Origin of the sequence: Streptomyces sp. NRRL WC-3742 (assembly GCF_000720635.1) — a bacterium.
GTDB lineage: Bacteria > Actinomycetota > Actinomycetes > Streptomycetales > Streptomycetaceae > Kitasatospora.
Map to the genome: position 1 here is coordinate 14,884 of NZ_JOCF01000084.1, position 15,332 is coordinate 30,215.

Sequence of the window (15,332 nt, forward strand, 5' to 3'; positions counted from 1 at the left end):
TTTTGTACCCGGTCAACTCTTCATCCCGACCCATTTTTCGTCCCGGATGATTTTTCTTCCTGGTCAACATTTGATCCTGGTACAGTCCCCCCATGGAGATCGACCGCAGCACGGACCTCGACGCGCTCCCTCTGCGCGAGCGCAAGAAGATCCAGACCGGCTTCCGGATCTTCCGAACCGCCATCGCCCTGTTCACCGAGAGCGGCTTCGACCAGGTCTCGGTGGCCCAGATCGCCGCCGCCGCCGACGTGTCCAAGATGACGGTCTTCAACTACTTCTCCACCAAGGAAGACCTGGTCATGACCCCGATGGAGCAGCACCTCGACGAGCCGGCCCGGGCGGTGCGCGACCGCGCCCCCGGCACCTCGGCCGTCACGGCGCTGCGCGACCAGTTCGTCGACGCCCTCAAGCGCTTCGACCCCTCCGCCGGGCTCAGCGACGACCGGACCGTGCTGGACGTCGTCCGCCTGATCCACCGGACCCCGGCACTGACCGCCCGCGCCACCCACGGCTTCGGCCAGGTCGCCCAGGCCGCCCTCCACGCCGAACTGCTCTCCCAGGACCCGGCCCACGACGACCTGACCGCCCGCGTCGCCAGCGCCCAGGTGCTGGCCGTCCGAACGACGCTGATCACCGCCAACCACCGCCGGATGCTCGCCGGCGAAAGCGCCGCCGACGCCCTGCCCACCGCCCTCGCGGACACCGAGCGTGCCTTCGCCCTCCTCGAACGGGGGCTCGGCGACTACTGCACGTCGCCCGCCTGAGAGAGTGGGTGCATGGACCAGTCCCTGCTCGTACGGAACCGCTCCGTCCTGCCCGCCCAGGCCGAGGGCCTGAACGCGTACGTCGGCCAGGACGGCGTCGCGGTGCTGGAGCTCGACCGCCCGCACCGCCGCAACGCGGTGACGCTGGAGATCTGGCAGGCCCTGCCCAAGGTGCTGGAGCAGCTCGCCGCCCACGAGGGCGTGCGCGTCCTGCTGCTGACCGGCGCGGGCGGCACGTTCAGCGCGGGCGCGGACATCGGCGAACTGTCCGAGGTGTACGGGACCCCGGAGAGCGCGGACGCCTACCACGCGGTCAACGTGGCCGCCGAGGAGGCGCTGGCGGCCTTCCCGCACCCGACGATCGCCGTGGTGCACGGCGCCTGCGTGGGCGGCGGGTGCCAGCTGGCCGTGGCCTGCGACCTGCGCTTCGTCGCCGAGAACGCCCGCCTGGGCATCACCCCGGCCAAGCTCGGCGTGGTCTACTCGGCGGTGCCGACCCTGCGGCTGGCCCGGCTGGTGGGCCCGGCCCGCGCCAAGTACCTGCTGTTCTCGGGCGAGTTGGTGCCCGGCCGGGACGCCCTGCCGCTGGGCCTGGCCGAACGCGTCCTGCCGGCCACCGAACTGGACGCCACCGCGCTGGAGTTCGCCCGGGTCCTGACCACCCGCTCCTCGCAGACCATCGGCGGGGTGAAGGCCGCCCTCGGCGTGGCCCCGGAGCGGGCGGCCGAGGCGCTGGCCCCCTGGGAGCGCCTCTCCCGCGAGGAGGGGGACGTACGGGAGGGCCTGGCCGCCTTCCTGGAGGGCCGCCCGCCCCGTTTCTGAAGCCCGCCCCTCTCCTGAAGGCTGCCCCGCTTCGGAAAGCCACCCTTCGGAAAGCCGCCCGCTTCGGAAGGCCGCCGGAGCGAGGACCGCTCCAGATCCGTACGATCATCAGGCCAACACCACCCGGACCCGCCTGGAGCACCCCCGATGACGACCGAGGCCACCGAGGCCACCGAGGCCGCGACCGCCCCGACCAGCCGGACGCTCTGGGCCCGCCGCGTCACCGACGGCGTCGAGCCGAAGAACGTGATCATCGCGGTCTGCCTGATGATGGGCGCCGTCCGCTACGGCTGGACGGGCCTGGCCTGGGCCGCCTTCGCCGCGCTGTTCGCGGCGGTCGTCCCGACGCTGTTCATCCAGCGCGGCATCCGCAAGGGCACCCTGGAGGACCGCCACGTCGGCCACCGGCAGCGCCGGCTGACCGTCATCCCGTTCATCATGGGCTCGGTCGCCCTCAGCTTCGCCGTGATGCTCTGGGCCGACGCCCCGCACGACCTGACCGCGATGGTGGCCGCGATGTTCGCCTCGCTGGTCCCGATCCTGGTCATCACCGTCCGGTGGAAGGTCTCCATCCACACGGCGGTGGCCAGCGGCGCGGTGGTCTGCCTGGGCATCGCCCTCGGCCCGCTGTGGCTGCTGCTCTACCCGGGGGTCGCCCTGATCGGCTGGTCCCGGGTGGTGCTGCGGGACCACACCCTCGCCCAGACGATCGTCGGCGCGCTGGTGGGCGGCCTCACCGCCGGGCTCACCTTCTGGCTCGCCCGGTAGAGCCACTACCGGATCGGCACCCCCGAGATCGCCCGGGCGATGACCAGCCGCTGGATCTCGCTCGTCCCCTCGAAGATCGAGTAGATCGCGCTGTCCCGGTGCATCCGCTCCACCGGGTACTCCCGGGTGAAGCCGTTCCCGCCGAGGATCTGCATCGCCTGCGCGGTGACGAACTTGGCCGTCTCCCCCGCGTACAGCTTGGACATCGAACCCTCGGCGGCCGTGAACGGCTGGTTGTTCACCGCCATCCAGGAGGCACGCCACACCAGCAGCCGGGCCGCGTCGATCCGGGTCCTCATGTCGGCGAGCTGGAAGGCCACGCCCTGGTTGTCGATGATCGGGCGGCCGAACTGCTCCCGGGTCCTCGCGTAGTCGAGGGCGACCTCGTACGCGGCCCGGGCGATGCCGATCGCCTGCGCCCCGACGGCCGGGCGGGACGCCTCGAAGGTGGCCATCGCCGCGTTGCCGCCGCCCTTGCGCACGCCCTCGCGGGCCCGGGCCAGCCGCTCGTCCAGCTTCTCCTTGCCGCCGAGCAGGCAGCTGCCGGGCACCCGTACGCCGTCGAGCACCACCTCGGCGGTGTGCGAGGCGCGGATGCCGTGCTTCTTGAACTTCTGGCCCTGGCTCAGCCCCGGGGTGCCCGGCGGGACGACGAAGGAGGCGTGCCCACGGGTGCCCAGCGCCGGGTCCACCGAGGCGACGACCACGTGGACGGCGGCGATCCCGCCGTTGGTGGCCCAGGTCTTGGTGCCGTTGAGGACCCACTCGTCGCGGGCCTGGTCGTAGACGGCCCGGGTGCGCAGCGCGCCCACGTCGGAGCCGGCGTCCGGCTCGGAGGAGCAGAAGGCGGCGACCTTGACGTCGTCCGGGGTGCCGAACATCTGCGGGGTCCAGGTGCCGATCTGCTCGTCGGTGCCGTTGGCGAGGACGGCGACAGCGGCCAGGGTGGTGCCGACGATGGACAGGCCGATGCCCGCGTCCCCCCAGAACAGCTCCTCCATGGCGATCGGGATGCCGACGCCGGAGGGGTCGAAGTACTGCTGGGCGTAGAAGTCCAGCGAGTAGATGCCCAGCTTGGCGGCCTCCTGGATGACCGGCCAGGGGGTCTCCTCGCGCTCGTCCCACTCGGCGGCGGCGGGGCGGATCACGTCGGCGGCGAAGCCGTGCAGCCAGTCGCGTACGGCGAGCTGGTCCGCGCCCGGGTCCAGCGAGAACGTGCTGCTCATGGTGGCTGCCTCCGCAGAAGTGGTACGACCTACCGGGGTGTTACCTCGGGTAACACCGTGGGAGTCTGCTACTGATTGGTAACCGGTGTCAACGCCCGTGACCGGGCACCCCAGCCGTCCCCGAACCCGAGGAGCAAGCGCATGTCCCGAGAGCCCCGCCGCGAGCAGCTGCTCAACGCCGCCGACCGGGTCATCCAGCGTGACGGGCCCGGCGCCAGCATGAACGCCATCGCCGCCGAGGCCGGTATCACCAAGCCGATCCTCTACCGCCACTTCGGCGACCGGAACGGCCTCATCGGCGCCCTGACGGAACGCCACACCGGCGGCCTGCTCGCCGCCGTACGCGCCGCCCTCGCCGAACCCCTGGAGCGCCGCGACCGCGTCGAGCACGTCCTCGACACCTACCTCGCCGGCATCGAGTCCCGCCCCCAGGTCTACCGGCTGCTCACCCACCCCGACCCCGGCGACCCGACCGGCGCCGGAAACGCCCTCGCCCCCGCGCTGCGCCAGATCGCCGAGGAGATCACCCGGGCCGTCCAGAACCAGGTCGACCTCGGCGCCGACCGCGACCTGCTCGCCGAGGCGTGGGGCCGGGGCATCACCGGCATGGTCCTGGCCGCCGGGGACTGGTGGCTGGAGACCAGACCCTGCTCCCGCACCCGCATGGTGCAGGCCCTCGCCGACCTCCTCTGGGGCCGCCTCGCCGCCGCGGCCGACCTGCCCACCGCGCCCCTGCCCGCCGCCGCCCCGGAACCCACGGCGGACTGAACGGCCGCCGCCCGCCCCAACCACCGCTGCGCGCACGACCCTTGTGCCACCCGTACGGGCGGCGGCATCATCGGGCACCCCGTCCCCCGCCGTGCGAGGTCCCCCATGCACCTGCGCCGCACCGCCGCCGCCCTGCTGCTCGCCGCCACCGCCGCCCTGGCCACCGCCCCCGCACCGGCCGCCGCCCACGACCGCACGAGCGGCCCCCGCTTCCCGACCGGCACCGCCACCGCCCCGGACGGCCGCACCGCCCTCACCGACGCCCGGGGCCGCCACCTCCAGCTGCGCGGCTTCAACCTCGACAAGTACGCCGAGGCCACCGACGCCGACCTCGACGCCATCGCCGCCCAGGGCTTCACCCTGATCCGACTGCCGATCTCCTGGACCAGGCTCGAACCGCGCCGGGGCCACCTCGACCCCACCGAGCTGCACCGCCTGCAGCGCCTCCTCGACCGGGCCGACCGCGCCGGGCTGCTCGTCCTGATCGACTTCCACCAGGACGTCTACGGCCCGAAGTTCGGCGGCGGCAGCAACGGCGTCCCCGTCTGGGCGACCCGCGACGAGGGCCTGCCCTTCACCCCGAACCCCGACGACTGGTTCGCCGGCTACTTCCAGCCCGCCGTCCAGACCGCCTTCCGCCACCTCTACGACGACCCCGACCTGCGCACCTGGCAGGCCGACTTCTACACCCGCCTCGCCCGCGAACTCCGGGGCCACCGCTCACTGCTGGGCTACGACCTGTTCAACGAGCCCTTCGGCCCCGTCCCCGGCGACCCGAGCGACCCGGCCGTCCTCGCCGCCGCCTCCGCCGAACTCGAACAGGGCCGCCTCGCCGGGATGTACCGCCGCCTGATCGCCGCCGTCCGCCGCGCCGACCCCGACGCCTGGCTGTTCCTCGAACCGACCGTCCTGGTCGGCCAGGGCGTGCCCACCGCCCTGCCCGGCTTCACCGACCCGCGCCCCGGCGCCCCCAGGCTCGGCTACGCCCCGCACTTCTACGACACCGCCGTGGAGAACGGCGCCGACTGGAACCCGGCCGACGGCTTCGTCGAGCAGTACACCGCCGCGATCACCGCCTACCCGGCCGCCCACCGCCTGCCCGTCCTGGTCGGCGAGTGGGGCCCGCCGAACTCCCGTACGCCGGGCAACCGGCAACTGGTCGCCCGTCAGGCGGCCGCCATGGACGGCTTCGCCGAGGGCTGGACGATGTGGTACTGGTGCCGGGGCACCGGCGGCTACTGCGCCCTCGACCCGGCCGGCCTGCCCGCCCCCGGCGAGGAACCCGCCTTCGGCCCGTACCCGGTGGCCGTCGCCGGCAGCGGGGTCCGTACCGTCGGCACCACCGTCCGCTGGAGCGCCGACGGCACCGGGCACGCGAGCGAACTCCTGCTCCCGCCCGCCGCGTTCCCCCACGGCGCCCGCGTGGACGTCACCCCCGCCGGGGCCCGCGTCGAGGTCGAGCAGCCCACGGCCGGGCGCGCGGGAACCGTTCGCGTCAGGCTCCCGCACGCCCGCCCCGGCACCCCGGTGACGGTCACCATGAACGGCTGATCACATGATCAGACCAGCCCGCGCCGCGCCAGCAGCGGCGCGGTGTCCGGCTCCCGGCCGACCACCGCACGGAAGGACTCCAGCGGGTCGCGGCTGAACCCGCGCGCCAGCAGCTCCCGCCGGAACACCTCACCGCTCTCGCGCACCGACAGCCCGTTGGTCTCGAACCACCGCACGGTGTCGGCGTCCAGCACCTCCGACCAGATGTACGCGTAGTACGCCGCGCTGTACCCGCTGGCGAACACGTGCTGGAAGTACGTCGTCCGGTAGCGCGGCGGGATCGCCGCCACCGCAAGCCCCGCCTCGGCCAGCGCCCGGGCCTCGAACTCCTGGGCGTCGGCGATCTCCTCGCCCTGCGCCACGGTGTGCCAGGCCCAGTCCAGCAGCGTCGCGGCCAGGTACTCCACCGTCCGGAAGCCCTGCCCGAAGCCCTCGGCCGCCGCCATCCGCTCGACCAGCTCGGCCGGCAGCGGCTCCCCGGTCTCGTGGTGGCGCGCGTAGTTGGCCAGCACCTCGGGCCGCGTCGCCCACATCTCGTTGACCTGGGAGGGGAACTCGACGAAGTCCCGGGGCACCGAGGTGCCCGCGAACTGCGGGTACCGCACGTCCGCGAACAGCCCGTGCAGCGCGTGCCCGAACTCGTGGAAGAGCGTGCGCAGTTCGAACCAGGTCAGCAGCGCCGGCTCCCCGGGCGCCGGGCTCGCCACGTTGAGGTTGTTCAGCACCACGGGCCTGCGCCCGGTCAGCGCCGACTGCGTGACCAGCGAGTCCATCCAGGCCCCGCCGCGCTTGGAGGCGCGCGCGTGGAAGTCGCCGATGAACAGGCCCAGCGGCGTGCCGTCCTCCTCGAACACCTCGAAGACCCGGGCCTGCGGGTGGTACGCCGTCAGCTCCGGCCGCTCGGTGAACGTCACCCCGTAGGCGAGGTTCGCCGCGTAGAACACGCCGTCGTGCAGCACCCGCTCCAGCTCGAAGTACGGGCGCAGCGCCGCCTCGTCCACCTGGTACGAGCTCTGGCGGACCTTCTCCGAGTAGTACGCCCAGTCGTGCGCGGCCAGCTCGGTGATCCCGTCCGCCGCCGCGGCCTCGGCCAGCTCGGCCGCCTCCCGGCGGGCGTTGGCCACGGCCGGCTCCACCAGGGATCGCAGCAGCCCGTCCACCGCGCCGACCGTGCCGGCCGTCTCGTCCGCCACCACGTACGCGGCGTGGCTCGTGTGGCCCAGCAGCGCGGCCCGCTCGGCGCGCAGCCCGGCCATCCGGATCGCCAGCGGGCCGTTGGTGTCGGCGGCCCGGCCCAGCGAGGCGGTCATCAGCCGCTCGCGCACCGACCGGTCGCTCAGCCGGGCCAGTTCGGGCTGCCCGGAGGTGTTCACCAGGCTCAGCACGTACTTGCCCGGGTGCCCGAGCACCTCGGCGTTGGCCGCGGCGGCGGCGATCTCGCCCTCGGTCAGGCCCGCCAGTTCCTCGGCGGAGTCCAGCACCAGCGCGGCGGCGCGGCTCGCGGCGTTCACGTTCTGCTGGAACGTGGTGCCCAGGGCGGCGAGTTCGGCGTTCAGCTCGCGCAGCCGGGCCTGCGCGGCCTCGCCCAGGCGGGCGCCGGAGCGCACGAAGTCGGCGTGCCGGCGCTCCAGCAGGCGCAGCGACTCCCCGTCCAGGCCGAGTTCGGCGCGGCGCCCGTACAGCTCCTCGACGCGGGCGAACAGCGCCCGGTCCAGGTGGATCGCGTCGTGGTGGGCGGCCAGCAGCGGGCTGACCTTCGCCTCCACCTCCTCCAGCACCGCGGTGCCGTCCGCGGCCGCCTGGTTGTCGAACACCGCGCGGACCCGGCCCAGCAGCTCGCCGGAACGCTCCAGCGCCACCAGGGTGTTGTCGAAGCTCGGAGCATCCGGGGACTCGGTGATCGCCGCGATCTCGGCCAGCTGCTCGGCCATCCCCCGCTCGTAGGCGGGAAGGTAGTGCTCCTCACGGATCTCGGCGAAGGGCGGCAGTTCGTAGACCAGGGTGCTGGCCTCGAAGAACGGGTTCTCGGTCATTGCGCCAACCTACGCCGTGTGCCGCACGCTGCCATCCACTTTTGAGGGGATTGTCGGACCCACCCGCTACGGTCGACACCGGCACCCGCCGACCACCAGGAAGTCCGCCGACAAGTCCCCCGGGAAGGAGACCACCGCCATGGCCCCCAGATGCGCCCTCGTGCCCGACCCGCACGGCCCCGGCGGCCGCCTCCAGCCGCTGGACGACACCGGCGCGCCGCTCGGCCCGCCCGAGCAGGCGCGCGACCTCGCCGCCGCCGTCGCCGCCCGGGAGGCGTCCGACCACCCCCGCTGGGTCTGGGCCGCCACCGACTCCGCGTACGCCCCGCTGCTGCCCCTCCTGCCGGGCCGGCTCGCCCGCTGCCACGACCTGCGGCTGGTCGAAGCGCTGCTGCTCGCGCACGAGGGCCGCTTCGGCGCGCCCCGCTCGCTGGGCGCCGCCTGGGCCCGGCTGCGCGCCCTGCCCGTCCCGCCAGACCTGCCCGAGCCCGGTCTCGCCGAGGCGGACGGCGGGCAGGACACCCTCTTCGCCCCCGACCGGCTCCAACTGCCGCCCGGAGCCGACCCGTTGACGGCCGTGGTGGCCGTCCACGCCGAACAGCAGCGCCGCCTCGGCGCGATCACCGACCCGGGCGCCCGGCACCGCCTCCGGCTGCTGGTCGCCGCCGAATCGGCCGGCGCCCTGGCCGCCGCCGAGATGGCCCACGACGGCCTGCCCTGGCGCACCGACGTCCACGACGCCCTGCTCACCGACCTGCTCGGCCCCCGGCCCACCGTCCCCGGCGCCCAGCCCAAGCTGCTCGCCGACCTCGCCGTCGAGCTCCAACTCGCCCTCGGCGTCAAGCCGTTCAACCCCGACTCGCACACCCAGGTACTGCGCGCCTTCGGCGAGGCGGGCCTGCAGCTCGGCTCCACCCGCGCCTGGGAGCTCAAGGAGATCGACCACCCGGCCGCCAAGCTCCTGATCCGCTACAAGGAGCTCTCCCGCATCCACGTCGCCCACGGCTGGGCCTGGCAGGACGCCTGGGCCCGTGGCGGCCGCTTCCGACCGGAGTACGTGGTCGGCGGCGTGGTCTCCGGCCGCTGGGCCACCCGCGGCGGCGGCGCCCTGCAGATCCCCCGCGTCCTGCGCCGCGCCGTCGTCGCCGACCCCGGCTGGCTGCTGGTCGTCGCCGACGCCGCCCAGCTGGAGCCGCGCGTCCTCGCCGCGCTCTCCCAGGACGCCGGGCTCGCCCGCACCGCCGCCGGCGGGGACCTGTACGAGGCCCTGGCCGCCAGCGCCTTCCAGGGGGACCGCGAGAAGGCCAAGCTCGGCCTGCTCGGCGCCATGTACGGCCAGACCAGCGGCGACATCGGCCCGCTGCTGAACACCCTGCACCGCCGCTACCCGGCCGCCATGGGCTACGTCGAGGCCGCCGCCCGCACCGGCGAGGACGGCGGGGTCGTCACCTCCCGCCTCGGCCGGGTCTGCCCGCCCGCCACCTCGGACTTCCTCGACCTCACCGAGGCCGAGACCGCCGGCGAGTCGGGCGGCGCGGGCGGGGCGGGCGGCCGGACCGCCCGCGCCCGGGGCCGCTTCACCCGCAACTTCGTCATCCAGGCCAGCGCCGCCGACTGGGCCCTCGCCCTGCTCGCCGCCCTGCGCCGCCGCCTCGAGGAACTGCCCGTCCAGCCCGCCGACCGTCCGCACCTGGTGTTCTTCCAGCACGACGAGGTGGTGGTCCACACCCCGGCCAACCTCGCCGACGAGGTGGTCGCCGCCGTCACCGAGGCCGCCGACGAGGCCCGCCGCCTGGTCTTCGGCGACACCCCGGTCCGCTTCCCGCTCACCACCGCCGTGGTGGAGAGCTACGCCGACGCGAAGTAACTAGAGCTTTCGGAAGGACCGCGCGTCCTCGGCGGCCGCCACGACCTCCGCCAGCCCGGCCCCGGTCGAGGCGGTGACGGCCGCCGCCACCGCGCCCTCCACGAACGGCGCGTCCACCAGCCGTACGTCCGGGCGCGGTTCGTCCTCCAGCACCGTCACGGCGGTGAGCACCGAGCTGCCCAGGTCCGGCAGCACCACCACCCCCGCCCCCGCGTCCGCCTCGGCGATCGCCCCCGCGATCAGCTCGTAGCTGGTGCCGAGCCCGCCGTCCTCCGTCCCGGCCGCCACCACCACCCGCACCCCGCCCGAAGCGAGTTCACCGAGCAGCTCGCGCAGCCCGGCGGCCAGGGTGGCACTGTGCGAGACCAGGACGATGCCCACGTGTTCGCTCATGCGACCGACCCTACGACCGATCCCGTTGCTCCGGCAGAGTGACGACGATCCCGCGTGTCGTACCCGGTGCCCGCCACCCCCGTCTGGCGTAGCGTCGGGTCAGCAGCCGTCTGCCCGAGGGAGCGAAGCGTCGTGAAGAAGCTGATCAACACCCCGGAGAGCGTCCTGGAGGACGCCCTGGCCGGAGTCGCCGCCGCCCACCCCGAGCTGACGGTGGACATCCCCAACCGGGTGATCAGCCGCGCCACGCGCCCGGCCGCCCCCAAGGTCGCGCTGGTCTCCGGCGGCGGCTCCGGCCACGAGCCGCTGCACGGCGGCTTCGTCGGCCCCGGCATGCTCGACGCCGCCTGCCCCGGCGAGGTGTTCACCTCGCCCGTCCCCGACCAGATGCTCGCCGCCGCCAAGGCCGTGGAGAGCGGCGCCGGCGTCGTCTTCATCGTGAAGAACTACACCGGCGACGTGATGAACTTCGAGCTCGCCGCCGAACTCGCCGCCGAGGAGGGTCTGGAGGTCCGCACCGTCCTGGTCAACGACGACGTCGCGGTGGAGGACTCCACCTGGACGGCCGGCCGGCGCGGCACCGGGGCGACCGTCCTGGTCGAGAAGACGGCCGGTGCGCTCGCCGAACGCGGCGCCCCGCTGGACGAGGTCGCCGCCCTCGGCGAGCGGGTCAACGCCGCCTCCCGCTCCTTCGCGATCGCCCTCACCGCGGCCACCGTCCCGGCCGCCGGCAAGCCCGGCTTCGACCTGCCCGAGGACGAGATCGAGGTCGGCGTCGGCATCCACGGCGAGCCCGGCCGCCGCCGCGAGAAGCTCCGCCCGGCCCGCGACCTGGCCGCCGAGGTGGTCGACACCATCCTCACCGACCACCACCTCACCCCCGGCGACGAGGTGATCGCCCTGCTCAACGGCCTGGGCGCCACCCCGCTGCTGGAGCTGTACGTGGTCTACGGCGAGGTCGCCGCCCGCCTCGCCGAGCGCGGCATCACCGTGGCCCGCAGCCTGGTCGGCAACTACGTCACCAGCCTGGACATGGCGGGCTTCTCCCTGACCCTCACCAAGGCCGACGCCCAGTTGCTGGAACTCTGGGACGCCCCGGTCGACACCCCCGCCCTCAAGCGCGCCTGAGGAGGCCCCGCGATGGACTTCGACACCCGCCTCGCCGACGCCTGGGTCCGCGCGATCGCCGCGGCCGTCGAGAAGGAGGAGGCCCGGCTCACCGAGCTGGACTCCGCGATCGGCGACGGCGACCACGGCAGCAACCTCCGACGCGGCTTCTCCGCCGCCGTCACCGCCCTCGAGGGCCTGCGGCCGGACGGCCCCGGCGCCGTCCTCACCAGGACCGGCACCACCCTGATCTCCAAGGTCGGCGGCGCCTCCGGCCCCCTCTACGGCAAGGCGTTCCGCGCCATCGGCGCCGCCCTGCCCGGCCCGGCCGACCCGGCCGCCCTCGCCGAAGCCCTGGCCGCCGGCCTGGACGCCGTCCGGGCCCTCGGCAAGGCCGAACCCGGGGACAAGACCATCGTCGACGCCTGGACCCCCGCCGTCTCCGCCTTCCGCACCGCGGCCGCCTCCGGCGCCTCCCTCCCCCAGGCCGCCACCGCCGCCGCCGAGGCCGCCGAACTGGGCGCCCACGACACCATCCCCCTGCGGGCCCGCAAGGGCCGCGCCTCCTACCTCGGGGAACGCAGCACCGGCCACCAGGACCCGGGCGCCACCTCCACCGCCCTCCTCTTCCGCACCCTCGCGGCCGTCACCACCGCCTGACCCGCTCCCCCCTCAGCCCTGCCCCCTCACCTCTGCCCGCTCAGTCCCGCCCGCTCAGTCCGTCCGCGTGATCAGCAGCAACAGCGCGTCGTCCCGCAGCTCCCCACCCGTGTGCGCCAGCAGGTCCGCGTACACCCGCCCCACCGCCGCCTCCAGCTCCCCCGCCGAGCGCGCGGCTCCCCGCACCAGCGGCCCCACCCGCTCCGCCAGCGGGTAGAACTCCCCGCTCCTGCGGTGCCGCGCCTCGATCACCCCGTCCGTGCAGAGCACCAGCACGTCCTCCGCCCCGAACTCCTGCCCCCAGCTGCTCGGCTCCCCCGTCGCCAGCCGCCCGAGGCCCAGCGGCACCCACGGCTCCGGCGCGTCCAGCACGTGCGCCCGCCCCTCCCCGTCGACGCGGATCGGCGGCACGTGCCCGTACTGCAGCAGCTCCATCTCCCCCGGCGCCCGGAACTCCGCGAACAGCGCCGTCGTGAACTCCCCGTCCGGCACGTGGCGTTCGACGCTCGCCTCGATCCGCGCCGCGACCCCCCGCAGCCCGGGTTCGTCGTACGCGGCCTCGCGGAACGCGCCGAGCACGATCGCCGCCGTCTGCACGGCCCCCAGCCCCTTGCCCCGGACGTCCCCGACCGCGACCCGGGTGCCGTGCGGTGTCTCCAGCACGGAGTACAGGTCCCCGCCGATCTTCGAGGCGTCCGCCGCCGACACGTACCGCACGGCCAGCCGCAACGGCCCGACCACCGGCCCCGGCAGCCGCAGCAGCGCCCTCTGCGCGGCCTCGGCGACGGAGCTGACGGCCGCGAACGCCGCCGCCCGCCGCATGCGGATCTTGGCGACCCACGCCGAGAACAGGGAGAGCACCACGTAGCTGACCATCGCACCGTAGACGAAGCGCGCATCGTTGATGTTGTCGACCTCGTCGTAGTGGCTCAGCCCGAACACCGCCGCCAGCCCCAGCACGCACACCGCGAGCAGCTCGCCCGGCCTGAGGGTGAGCGCCGCGATGACGGGGACGACGGTCATCAGTGGAGCGAGGTAGCGGTCCTTTCCGGTGAGGAGGTCGGCCAGTGAGACCACCAGGACGGCCAGCAGGGCCGGCGAGGCCCGCCGCCGGAACGGGATGTCCTGCAGGTCGGCGACCAGCAGCGCGTCGCGTCGCCGGACCGGCGGTAGTCCCGAGTCGGTGGGGACGGAGGGGGACTGGGCGCGGCGGATCAGGAACACATATCGAACATACGGGACGATCACGACACCCACCCATCCGGGCACCCCACCCCCGCCCGAAATACCGGGGAGGGGTATGCTTTCCTCAGAAGCGAGAGTCGGAAGCGAGCGTCCGAGCGCCAACCCCGGGAGGCCCCGATGTCCAGCACCATCACCTACACCGTGTCCGGCATGAGCTGCGGCCACTGTGAGAAGGCCATCAACTCCGAGGTCTCCGCCCTGGACGGCGTCACCGCCGTGTCCTCCGACGCCGCCGCCGGTACCGTGACGGTCTCCTCCCTCGCCCCGATCGAGGACGAGCGTCTCGCCGCCGCCATCGACGAGGCCGGCTACGAGCTGGTCGGCCGCAGCGCCTGAGCCCCGGGCACGGTGGGCCCGGCCGACGGGCCCACCGTACTCCTCCCCCAAGGAGCACCACCCCATGACCACCTCAGCCCCGCGCCTGGAGGCCGACGGCCTGGTCGAGCTGTCGATCGGCGGCATGACCTGCGCGTCCTGCGCCGCCCGGATCGAGAAGAAGCTCAACCGCATGGACGGTGTGGAGGCCACGGTCAACTACGCCACCGAGAAGGCCCGGGTGGCGTACGGCCCCGGGGTCGCGGTGGAGGACCTGATCGCCACCGTGGAGCGCACCGGCTACACCGCCGAACTCCCGCCTCCCCCCGCCGCCCCAGCCCCCGAGCCGACCGAAGCCCGCGAGCCCGACGCCCTGCGCGACCGGCTGCTGATCAGCGCGGTCCTGGGCCTCCCGGTGGTCCTGCTCTCCATGGTCCCGGCCCTCCAGTTCACCCACTGGCAGTGGCTGGCCTTCGCCCTCACCGGCCCGATCGTCGTCCACGGGGGCCTGCCGTTCCACCGCGCCGCCTGGACCAACGCCAGGCACGGCGCCGCGACCATGGACACCCTGGTCTCCCTCGGCACCCTGGCCGCCTTCGGCTGGTCCTGCTGGGCCCTGTTCCTCGGCCACGCGGGCCTGCCCGGCATGCACCACTCCTTCTCCCTCTCCGTCGGCGCCTCCGACCCGGCCGGCGCCCTCTACCTGGAGACGGCCGCCGGCGTCACCGTGCTGATCCTGCTCGGCCGGTACCTGGAGGCCCGCGCCAAGCGCCGGGCGGGCGCCGCTCTGCACTCCCTGCTCGACCTCGGCGCCAAGGACGTCACGGTGCTGCGCGGCGGCCGCGAGGTCCGCGTACCCGTCGCCGAGCTCGCCGTGGGGATGCGCTTCGTGGTCCGCCCCGGGGAGAAGATCGCCACCGACGGCACGGTGGTCGAGGGCGGCTCCGCCGTCGACGCCTCGATGCTCACCGGCGAGTCGGTCCCCGTCGAGGTCGGCGTGGGCGACTCCGTCACCGGCGCCACCGTCAACGCCGGCGGCCGCCTGGTCGTCGAGGCCACCCGAGTCGGCGCCGACACCCAGCTGGCCCGGATGGCCCAGCTGGTCGAGGACGCCCAGAACGGCAAGGCGGCGGCCCAGCGCCTCGCCGACCGCATCTCCGCCGTCTTCGTCCCCGCCGTCGTCCTGATCGCCCTGGCCGTCCTGGTCGCCTGGCTGCTGGCCACCGACAGCTCCACCGAGGCGTTCACCGCCGCCGTGGCCGTGCTGATCATCGCCTGCCCCTGCGCCCTGGGCCTGGCCACCCCGACCGCGCTGATGGTCGGCACCGGACGCGGAGCCCAGCTCGGCATCCTCATCGAGGGCCCCGAGGCCCTGGAGACCACCCGCAGGGTCGACACCGTCCTCCTGGACAAGACCGGCACCGTCACCACCGGCCGGATGACCCTGCTCGCCGTCCACACCGCCGAGGGCGTCACCGAGGCCGAAGCCCTGCGCCTGGCCGGCGCCCTCGAGCACGCCTCCGAACACCCCGTCGCCGACGCCATCGCCTCCGCCGCCCTGGAGCGCACCGGCGAGCTGCCGCCCGTAAGGGACTTCCGCAGCCTCCCGGGCCTGGGCGTCCAGGGCGTCGTGGACGGCCGTACGGTGGCCGCCGGCCGCGAGGCCCTGCTCACCTCCTGGCCGCCGGCCCTCGTGGAGGCGAAGGCCGCCGCCGAGGCCGCAGGGCGTACGGCGATCGCGGTCGGCTGGGACGGCGAGGCCCGGGCCGTCCTCGAGGTCGCCGACGCGGTGAAGCCCACCAGCGCCGAGGCC

General features: G+C 74.4%; 14 protein-coding genes. 10 read left to right on the forward strand and 4 right to left on the reverse strand.

The window, feature by feature from the left end; all coding sequences use genetic code 11:
• The first annotated feature begins 92 nt into the window (after window positions 1-92).
• From IH61_RS0134355 to IH61_RS0134365, 3 genes are all read left to right on the forward strand, one after another.
• On the forward strand, window positions 93-764 hold the full coding sequence (locus IH61_RS0134355; protein WP_031077201.1) for a TetR/AcrR family transcriptional regulator: 672 nt from the start codon (window positions 93-95) through the stop codon (window positions 762-764).
• Between the two features lie 12 nt (window positions 765-776).
• Complete coding sequence (locus IH61_RS0134360) at window positions 777-1,586, forward strand: enoyl-CoA hydratase/isomerase family protein (protein ID WP_078911611.1); 810 nt, start codon at window positions 777-779, stop codon at window positions 1,584-1,586.
• Between the two features lie 147 nt (window positions 1,587-1,733).
• Window positions 1,734-2,354 carry a phosphatase PAP2 family protein gene (locus IH61_RS0134365; RefSeq protein WP_031077205.1) on the forward strand — a complete coding sequence of 207 codons (621 nt, stop codon included), beginning with the start codon at window positions 1,734-1,736 and terminating at the stop codon, window positions 2,352-2,354.
• Window positions 2,355-2,359: 5 nt separating this feature from the next.
• Here IH61_RS0134365 and IH61_RS0134370 read toward each other — a convergent pair whose 3' ends face one another.
• Complete coding sequence (locus IH61_RS0134370; RefSeq protein WP_031077207.1) at window positions 2,360-3,580, reverse strand: acyl-CoA dehydrogenase family protein; 1,221 nt, start codon at window positions 3,578-3,580, stop codon at window positions 2,360-2,362.
• 141 nt (window positions 3,581-3,721) lie between these two features.
• On the opposite strand from IH61_RS0134370, the gene IH61_RS0134375 reads away from it, so the two are divergent.
• Window positions 3,722-4,348 carry a TetR family transcriptional regulator gene (locus IH61_RS0134375; RefSeq protein WP_037973738.1) on the forward strand — a complete coding sequence of 209 codons (627 nt, stop codon included), beginning with the start codon at window positions 3,722-3,724 and terminating at the stop codon, window positions 4,346-4,348.
• A gap of 105 nt (window positions 4,349-4,453) precedes the next feature.
• Window positions 4,454-5,899, forward strand: a complete 1,446-nt coding sequence (locus IH61_RS0134380) for a cellulase family glycosylhydrolase (RefSeq protein ID WP_031077211.1) — start codon at window positions 4,454-4,456, stop codon at window positions 5,897-5,899.
• 8 nt (window positions 5,900-5,907) lie between these two features.
• Here the strand turns inward: IH61_RS0134380 and IH61_RS0134385 are convergent, their stop codons facing one another.
• Window positions 5,908-7,932: a M3 family metallopeptidase gene (locus IH61_RS0134385; RefSeq protein WP_031077214.1), complete on the reverse strand. Its 2,025-nt coding sequence runs from the start codon at window positions 7,930-7,932 to the stop codon at window positions 5,908-5,910.
• A gap of 139 nt (window positions 7,933-8,071) precedes the next feature.
• Between IH61_RS0134385 and IH61_RS0134390 the strand changes: the two genes are divergently transcribed.
• Entirely contained in the window at window positions 8,072-9,799 is a 1,728-nt protein-coding gene (locus IH61_RS0134390) for a bifunctional 3'-5' exonuclease/DNA polymerase (protein WP_051838538.1), read from the forward strand.
• On the opposite strand, the gene dhaM is transcribed toward IH61_RS0134390, so the two are convergent.
• Window positions 9,800-10,192 (reverse strand): dihydroxyacetone kinase phosphoryl donor subunit DhaM, encoded by a 393-nt coding sequence (gene dhaM, locus IH61_RS0134395; RefSeq protein ID WP_031077218.1) that lies wholly within the window; start codon window positions 10,190-10,192, stop codon window positions 9,800-9,802.
• A gap of 132 nt (window positions 10,193-10,324) precedes the next feature.
• On the opposite strand from dhaM, the gene dhaK reads away from it, so the two are divergent.
• Window positions 10,325-11,320 carry a dihydroxyacetone kinase subunit DhaK gene (gene dhaK, locus IH61_RS0134400; RefSeq protein ID WP_031077220.1) on the forward strand — a complete coding sequence of 332 codons (996 nt, stop codon included), beginning with the start codon at window positions 10,325-10,327 and terminating at the stop codon, window positions 11,318-11,320.
• 12 nt (window positions 11,321-11,332) lie between these two features.
• Window positions 11,333-11,959, forward strand: a complete 627-nt coding sequence (dhaL, locus tag IH61_RS0134405) for a dihydroxyacetone kinase subunit DhaL (RefSeq protein WP_031077222.1) — start codon at window positions 11,333-11,335, stop codon at window positions 11,957-11,959.
• Window positions 11,960-12,013: 54 nt separating this feature from the next.
• Here dhaL and IH61_RS0134410 read toward each other — a convergent pair whose 3' ends face one another.
• Window positions 12,014-13,183 carry a PP2C family protein-serine/threonine phosphatase gene (locus tag IH61_RS0134410; protein ID WP_234327452.1) on the reverse strand — a complete coding sequence of 390 codons (1,170 nt, stop codon included), beginning with the start codon at window positions 13,181-13,183 and terminating at the stop codon, window positions 12,014-12,016.
• Window positions 13,184-13,321: 138 nt separating this feature from the next.
• Between IH61_RS0134410 and IH61_RS0134415 the strand changes: the two genes are divergently transcribed.
• Together IH61_RS0134415 and IH61_RS0134420 are read left to right on the forward strand one after the other, a co-directional pair.
• Window positions 13,322-13,540 (forward strand): heavy-metal-associated domain-containing protein, encoded by a 219-nt coding sequence (locus IH61_RS0134415; protein ID WP_031077227.1) that lies wholly within the window; start codon window positions 13,322-13,324, stop codon window positions 13,538-13,540.
• 64 nt (window positions 13,541-13,604) lie between these two features.
• On the forward strand, window positions 13,605-15,332 hold a 1,728-nt coding region (locus tag IH61_RS0134420; protein WP_051838539.1), incomplete at its 3' end, for a heavy metal translocating P-type ATPase.